The 6033-nt window shown below is 63.9% G+C and carries 7 protein-coding genes; 1 reads left to right on the top strand and 6 read right to left on the bottom strand.

The features are described 5' to 3' along the window. Positions 1-25: 25 nt before the first annotated feature. Positions 26-196: a hypothetical protein gene (locus AC0L3N_RS21585; RefSeq protein ID WP_473549427.1), complete on the bottom strand. Its 171-nt coding sequence runs from the start codon at positions 194-196 to the stop codon at positions 26-28. Positions 197-247: 51 nt separating this feature from the next. Then, a complete protein-coding gene (locus tag AC0L3N_RS21580) occupies positions 248-1033 on the bottom strand; it encodes a TSUP family transporter (protein ID WP_473549426.1) in 786 nt (261 codons plus the stop codon). Between the two features lie 207 nt (positions 1034-1240). Between AC0L3N_RS21580 and AC0L3N_RS21575 the strand changes: the two genes are divergently transcribed. Next, the gene (locus tag AC0L3N_RS21575) at positions 1241-1672 is read left to right on the top strand and encodes a tellurite resistance TerB family protein (protein ID WP_123150746.1); all 432 of its coding nucleotides are present in this window, start codon (positions 1241-1243) and stop codon (positions 1670-1672) included. A 92-nt stretch (positions 1673-1764) separates the two neighbouring features. On the opposite strand, the gene AC0L3N_RS21570 is transcribed toward AC0L3N_RS21575, so the two are convergent. From AC0L3N_RS21570 to AC0L3N_RS21555, 4 genes are all read right to left on the bottom strand, one after another. Then, entirely contained in the window at positions 1765-2337 is a 573-nt protein-coding gene (locus AC0L3N_RS21570) for a CPBP family intramembrane glutamic endopeptidase (RefSeq protein WP_473549425.1), read from the bottom strand. 223 nt (positions 2338-2560) lie between these two features. Continuing rightward, complete coding sequence (locus AC0L3N_RS21565; protein ID WP_473549424.1) at positions 2561-4204, bottom strand: ABC transporter ATP-binding protein; 1644 nt, start codon at positions 4202-4204, stop codon at positions 2561-2563. After that, the gene (locus AC0L3N_RS21560) at positions 4201-5070 is read right to left on the bottom strand and encodes an ABC transporter permease (protein WP_473549423.1); all 870 of its coding nucleotides are present in this window, start codon (positions 5068-5070) and stop codon (positions 4201-4203) included. Before AC0L3N_RS21560 ends, AC0L3N_RS21565 begins: the two co-directional genes overlap by 4 nt. Further along, the gene (locus AC0L3N_RS21555; RefSeq protein ID WP_473549422.1) at positions 5067-6014 is read right to left on the bottom strand and encodes an ABC transporter permease; all 948 of its coding nucleotides are present in this window, start codon (positions 6012-6014) and stop codon (positions 5067-5069) included. Before AC0L3N_RS21555 ends, AC0L3N_RS21560 begins: the two co-directional genes overlap by 4 nt. Positions 6015-6033 lie beyond the last annotated feature (19 nt).

Raw genomic sequence — 6033 nt, 5'->3', positions numbered from 1 at the left:
TCCGAGTTGCCTGAGGTCTGAGTGCTTAAGCGCCGCGAACCAGGCAGCCGCCAGCAAGCACTATATAAGCGATGAGGACGATCCACACCGAGGCCAGGGGAATAAATGCAAAAACGCCGAGAGCGGCGAGCAGGCCGATGAGGGCGATAACAAGGGATATGATAAAAATAAGCTGCGTAGGCGCACTGAGATTCATGTGTGGCTCCTCCAACATGATTCGTACAACCGCATAGTATCAGTCGCCTCGTCACACACCAATCAGCGTGCGCAGCGGGTTCGCCGGATCGGCCAGCAGCTTGCTGGCCAGCGCCAGGCAGACGATCACCAGCAGCGGTTTGATCAGTTTTGCGCCATTGCGGATGGCGAGGCTGGCGCCGACACGGGCGCCGAGAAACTGGGCGACACCCATCATCAGGCCGATCTTCCAGTAGACGACCCCGGCAGCAGCGAAGACGATGAAGCCGCCGATGTTGGAGGCAAAGTTGAGCAGCTTGGTATGCGCCGTCGCCTTGAGCACGCCGTAGCCGGCCAGGGTGACGAAGGCCAGCATGTAGAAGGAACCGGCCCCCGGCCCGAACAGGCCGTCATAGAAGCCGACAATCGGCACCAGGATCAGCCCAAACAGGAACGGCGACAGGCGCCGGGCGCGGTCGACGTCGCCCATGTTTGGCTTGAGGGCGAAGAAAAGCGCGATGGCGATCAGCAGGATCGGCAGAAGAGCCCGCAACAGGTCGCCCGACACGAATGTCGCCAGCAAGGCGCCGAGAGCACTGCCGGCAAGCGCCAACAGGGCCGAAGGCAATTGCCGGCGCAAATCGACATGGCCCTTGGCGGCGTAGTGGATGGTCGCCGAGCCTGAGCCGAACATGCCCTGCAGCTTGTTGGTCCCCAGCGCCTCGACCGGCGAGAAGCCCGCCAGCAGCAGTGCTGGAATGGTGATCAAGCCGCCGCCGCCGGCAATCGAATCGACGAAGCCGGCAGCGAAGGCGGCGACGCCGAGGATGACGACGGTCTGGGTGGCGAGATCGAACATCGGATGGTTGCGGGAAGGGCTTCTGGCCAGCGGGAAGATGTGGTGCGTTCGAACCACAGCCGACCCGTTTGCGCAAGGCCGATTCCGCGCTACCTATGCCAAGCGCGCCGCGACGCGCTTGGCTCTTTTGTTTTATGCATGTCGTTATCTCAAAACCGCTGCGCACTTTTGAGCGACATGCATTTGACGAATCGGAAAGGGACGCTGATGTCATTCGCTTTGCTGGACCAGATACGCTCGATCTTCGAAGGCGACCCCGGCGTGCGCAAGGTCGCGGACGATCCTGTACTGTCGGCGGAACTGCTCATGCTGTTTCGCATGATCCTGGCCGATGGGTCGGTCAGCGAAAGCGAAATGACCGCCTTCAGGCGTATCTGCCGGGACGCCTTCGGCATTCCCGAAACCAGCATCGACAGCGTCATCGAATATCTCAACGAATTCGGCTACGAGACCAACAGCTCGCAAGCCATCGCTCAGTTCCGCGACCTCGACATCGAACGGCGCAAGCTGCTCGCCCGCCACATGGCCGAGATCGCCAAGGCCGATTCGCAACTTGCCGGGAGCGAGATGCAGCTCTTGCGGCGCACGCTCGACCTGCTCGAAATCAGCCCTGCCGATGTGGTGAAGCCGCAAGGCTGAGGCATCGTGTGATAACGATTTGATGGGCCATGGAAGCGTCGCCGCCCCTTGGAGGCGAGTCGGGTCGTAACCGATTACGAGAGCAGCGCCGCTTAGGCGAGCCCGAATGCTAGGACCAGGAAGCCCATCGCCCCGAACCCGGCATGGATAACGATCCCGGCCCATGTACTGCGACGCCGCTGGACAACGTAGGGCAGGAGCAACGTGATCGGCACGAGCGTCAACAGGACTTGCCAAGGGAAGGCAGCGTGGAACAGTAACCACATTATCCCGTTGACCAGCCAAGCCCACCCCCCGAAGGCAACCTCTTGCCGCGGCAGCGCGACACCCCGCCAGACAAACTCTTCCCCAACGATGTTCAGTACAAAAAACGGCAGCCACGCGCCGAGAATCCAGTACCGCCCAGGACCTAGCGGCTCGAAAGCCATGAACGAGGGATGAAGAGTCTTCCCGTCTTGCAGCATCCGGAGCGCGGCGCCGATGCCGCCGGTCAGCACGCTGACAGCCGCCAGCCCTCCAATAGCCCAGAGCCAGTCGCCGCCATTCATAGTGCGAAGCCACAGCCGCGCGCCCAACGACACCAGCCTTCCTTGACGCCGCTCTCGATGCAATAGCAGGGCAGCCGTGAGAAGCAGGGGGCCAAAAAGAATGATGCTTGCGGCCAAGAACCACATCACCACAGTCTCAGCCCCGCTAGCGGAGACGAACGTTGGGACGGCTATCCGCGTTACCAGGAACAGCAGCAGAGCACCCGCCCCGAACAGCGCAGCAGAGCCGCCCAGGCCCAGTGGAGGAGGCTCAGGCCCTTCGCGCGTTTCAGAACTGTTGGCTGTCAATAGCCATTCTCCCGCCCGTGCGCCCGACGAATTAGCCGTGCCACGAAGCCGCTCACCCCTGTTCCTGCAGCCGTTTCGCGATCGCCCGATGCAAATCGGGAGCGGCTGCGACCAGCGCCTTGGCGGCTTCGGACTGCGGATGGTCGAGAACCTCGCTCGTCCTGCCGCGCTCGACGATCTTGCCGTCATGCATGACCATCACCTGATCGGTGATGGCGCGGGCAACGGTCAGATCGTGGGTGATAAATAGATAGGCAACGCCGAGCTTTTGGTTCAGCTCGGCGAACAGGTCGAGAATTTGGGCGCGGATCGAGACATCCAACGCCGAGACCGGCTCGTCGGCGACGACCAGCTTGGGGCGGGTGATGATGGCGCGGGCGATCGACAGGCGCTGGCGCTGGCCACCCGAAAACTCGTGCGGATATTTGTCCATGTCGCGTGGACTAAGGCCGACCTCGTGCAAGGCCTTTGCCACCATCTCGCGCCGTTCCGCATCCGTCGGCTTCTTCTCGAGGACATGCAGTGGCTCGGCGACCAGTTTTTCGACCTTCTGGCGCGGATCGAAGGAGCCGTAGGGGTCCTGGAACACCACCTGCATGTCGCGCCGCGCCGGCTTGAGCTCAGCCTCGCTCTTGCCGGTGATGACCTGACCGCGAAACCGGATCGTTCCCGATGTCGGCCCGTCCAGCGCCAGGACCATGCGGGCAAGCGTGGACTTGCCGCAACCGGAACGCCCGACCAGCGCCACAGACTGCCCGGGATCAATCGAGAACGAGACATCGTCGACGGCGCGGATCGGGGCCGCGCGCTTCAGCAGCGATTTGCGCCGTCCCGGATAGTCCCGCGTCACGCTGTCCACCTGAAGAAGAGGTTTGGCAGCCTGGAGCTGGGGGTTGTCTTGGCCGACCTCGTGCGTCCTGGCACGCGCCGGCACATGCATCGAGGCCTGCGCCAGCTGCCGGGTGTAGGGATGGAGCTGCTCGGACAAAGTGCGCGCCGTGTCGCCGGCCTCCATCACTTCGCCGTGGCGCAGGATGGTGATGCGATCCGCCATCTCGGTCACCACCGCGAGATCGTGCGAGATCAAGAGCAAGCCCATGCGGTTCTCTGCGACCAGGTCGCGCAACAGGTCGAGGATCTGCGCCTGCAGCACGACGTCGAGCGCCGTCGTCGGCTCGTCGGCGATCAGCAGCTTGGGTTTCAGCGCGCAGGCAATGGCGATGACGACGCGCTGGCGCTGACCGCCGGAAAGCTCGTGTGGATAGCGCGACAGCGGGAACTGTGCCGCCGGCAGGCCGACCCGGTCGAGCATTTTTCGCGCGCGGTCCTCGGCGTCGGCGCGGCTTGCCTTGGTGTGCCAGCGGATGCCTTCGGCGACCTGCTCGCCAATGGTCTTGACCGGATTGAGTGCCGTCATCGGCTCCTGGAAAACCATGCCGATATCGTCGCCGCGCAGCGCGCACATCTGGTCTTCGCTGGCCGCAAGGATGTCGATGCCGTCGAAGACGACGCGCCCGGTGGCGCGCGCCGCCCAGGGCAGAAGCCGCATCACCGTCAGCGCCGTTATCGACTTGCCCGAGCCGGATTCACCGACCAGCCCCATCACCTCGCCGGGCGCGACGGAGAGCTCGATATCCCTCAGGATCGGCGTGTCGCCGATGCTCAGCGACAATCTCTGGATTTCGAGCAGGCTCATCGCTGCCGCCGCGATTTTGGGTCGAGGATGTCGGCAATCCCATCGCCGAGCAGGTTCAGGCCAAGCACGGTGACGACGATCGCCATGCCTGGAAAGATCGCCATCCACGGCGCCGCCACCATGCGGGTCTGCGCGTCGAACAGCATCCGCCCCCAACTCGGCATTGGCGGCTGTGTGCCGAGCCCGACGTAGGAAAGCCCGGCTTCGGCCAGGATGCCGAGCGCGAACTGAATGGTGCCTTGCACCAGGAGCAATGTGACGATGTTGGGCAGCACATGCTCCAGCGTGATTAGCGTTTTGCCTTTGCCGGCGGCGCGCGCGGCAAGGATGAATTCGCGCGGCCAGATCGCCAGCGCACCGGCCCGGGCGACGCGGGCGAAGACCGGGATGTTGAAAATGCCGATGGCGATGATGGCGTTGAGTGCGCCCGGCCCGAAGATGGCGGTGATCATGATCGCCGAAAGCAGGGCAGGGAAGGCGAAGACGAGATCGTTCAGCCGCATCACCGCTTCGTCGACGATGCCGCCGCGCGCCGCGGCGAAGGCGCCGAGCGGCACGCCTACGCCCATGCCTATGCCGACAGCGACCAGCGCCACGGCGATCGAATTGCGGGCGCCGACCATGATCATGGAAAGAATGTCGCGACCGAAATGGTCGGTGCCGAACCAGTGTGCCGGCGAGGGTGCCTGGGTCTTGTCGGCGATGATCAGCCTGGTGACGTCAAAAGGCGTCCAGAAGAACGAGACGATAGCGACCGCTGCCACCAATATGGTGATGACGAAGCCGGCGAGGAACGAGCGGTTGGTGAAGGCCTTGACGAGGATGTCGGCAAAATTTTCCTCTGGGATGTCGAAGCGCAGCGTCATTGGCGGCTTCTCAGACGCGGATCGACGACCGCATAGGAGAGATCGACAAGCAGGTTGACCGCGATGATGGCGGCAACCAGCAGCGTGACGACGCTTTCGACGACGATCAGGTCGCGCTGGGTGATCGCCTGGAACACCAGCCGGCCAAGGCCGGGCAGGTAAAAGACGTTCTCGATGATGATGGTGCCGGCGAGCAGGAAGGCGAACTGCAGGCCGAGAATGGTCAGCACCGGGATCATCGCGTTGCGCAGCGCGTGCCGCCACAGCACCGCGCGAAAGGGCAGGCCCTTGGCGCGGGCGGTGCGGATGTAGTCCTCGTTCAGCACTTCGATCAGCGCCGAGCGGGTGACGCGGGCGAGGATCGCCGCTTGCGGCAGAGCGAGCGCGATCGCCGGCAGGATCAGCGATTTCAGCGCCGGCCAGACGCCGGCGCTCCAGCCCGGAAAGCCGCCTGATGGCACCAGCCGCAGCCAGACGGCGAAGAGGTAGATCAGCATCAGCGCAAACCAGAAGTTCGGCACGGCGACACCAAGCTGGGCGGCGCCCATCGCAATCGTGTCGCCGGCCCGCCCGTGCCGGCCGGCTGAGAACAGTCCGATCGGAATGGCAATGATGGTGGACAGCGCCAGCGCGATCAGCGCCAGCGGCAGCGAGACGACGACGCGCTCGCGGACCAGGTCGATGACCGGCACCGAATAGGTGTAGGAGCGACCGAAATCGAGGCTCAGCAAGCCGCCGGCCCAGCGCAGATAGCGCAGCGCAAGGGGCGCGTTGAGCCCCATCTGGTTGCGCAGCAACTCGACCTGGTCGGCGCTGGCGTTCAGGCCAAGCATCAGCCGCGCCGGGTCACCGGGAATGACCTCCAGCACGGCAAAGACAACCATCGAGGCCAGAACCAGCGTGATGAGCGCGATGACGAGACGTCTGAGAAGATAGGCGGTCATGGGGGAGGACCGCTGCGCC

This window comes from Mesorhizobium sp. WSM4807 (genome assembly GCF_055811615.1).
This window is presented reverse-complemented; position numbering and strand designations above follow the sequence as displayed.

What these genes read in the sequence shown, in the direction of transcription:
- AC0L3N_RS21555 (WP_473549422.1), bottom strand. Translation starts at nt 6,014, where the DNA reads ATGACCGCCTATCTTCTCAGACGTCTCGTCATCGCGCTCATCACGCTG.
- AC0L3N_RS21585 (WP_473549427.1), bottom strand. Translation starts at nt 196, where the DNA reads ATGAATCTCAGTGCGCCTACGCAGCTTATTTTTATCATATCCCTTGTT.
- AC0L3N_RS21575 (WP_123150746.1), top strand. Translation starts at nt 1,241, where the DNA reads ATGTCATTCGCTTTGCTGGACCAGATACGCTCGATCTTCGAAGGCGAC.
- AC0L3N_RS21560 (WP_473549423.1), bottom strand. Translation starts at nt 5,070, where the DNA reads ATGACGCTGCGCTTCGACATCCCAGAGGAAAATTTTGCCGACATCCTC.
- AC0L3N_RS21565 (WP_473549424.1), bottom strand. Translation starts at nt 4,204, where the DNA reads ATGAGCCTGCTCGAAATCCAGAGATTGTCGCTGAGCATCGGCGACACG.
- AC0L3N_RS21580 (WP_473549426.1), bottom strand. Translation starts at nt 1,033, where the DNA reads ATGTTCGATCTCGCCACCCAGACCGTCGTCATCCTCGGCGTCGCCGCC.